1 protein-coding gene is annotated in these 789 nt (G+C 49.7%); it reads right to left on the reverse strand.

Translation table 11 applies throughout. From position 1 onward, the window contains the following. Nucleotides 1-96: 96 nt before the first annotated feature. Entirely contained in the window at nucleotides 97-639 is a 543-nt protein-coding gene (gene gmhB, locus BN1117_RS05130) for a D-glycero-beta-D-manno-heptose 1,7-bisphosphate 7-phosphatase (RefSeq protein WP_040095398.1), read from the reverse strand. Between the last annotated feature and the right edge of the window lie 150 nt (nucleotides 640-789).

Genomic DNA, 789 nt, shown 5'->3' on the forward strand with positions numbered 1-789 from the left:
AACAGATTCTTTCTGGCAAGCAGATAATTGCAAAAAGATGGCTTTCGCTGTTTGTTCGCTCACAAAGCCACCAATTGGCATATTAAACCGGCGAAATCAGCTCACTGCAGGCACCGCAACAGCAAAATCGTGCAGATTGTCATAGAGAGAATCGGCCAGCGCACTACCCGTTTCGGTCACTGGCTTACCGGTTCTGACCATGATCTTGTGACCGACCCCGGCATTGATAGCAGCTTTCAGATCAGAGGGCTTGTCACCCACCATATAGGAACGACTCATATCGATCCCCAGTTCCTGTTGCGCCAACAGCAACATACCTGGTTCCGGTTTGCGGCAATCACAGGGTGCACCATGTTCCGGATGATGGGGACAGAAGTAGATGCCATCGAGATCCACATCCCGATCAGCCAGTGACCAATCCATCCACTCCGTCAGATTCATGAAGTCAGTTTCACTGAAGTAGCCGCGGGCGATGCCGGACTGGTTAGTGACAACGACTAACAGATACCCTTTCTTCTTTAACAGTTGCAGGGCATCGATCACCCCGGGCAGAAAATGGAAATCATCTACCTGACTGACATAGCCAGTGTCTTCATTGATGACACCGTCACGATCCAGAAAAATGGCGGCTTTGCTCACGGAAACTACCTCTATCAATGGTTTCGCCCAGTATCTCACAGGCCATAAACAGCCCCAAAAAATAAAAGGGGTGGCCGAAGCCACCCCTTTTTATGTCTGTATATAACGAATCGATTAGGCGATTACGCTAGCTACAACACCGGCACCTAC

This window comes from Aeromonas australiensis (assembly GCF_000819725.1).
Taxonomy (GTDB): Bacteria; Pseudomonadota; Gammaproteobacteria; order Enterobacterales; family Aeromonadaceae; genus Aeromonas; species Aeromonas australiensis.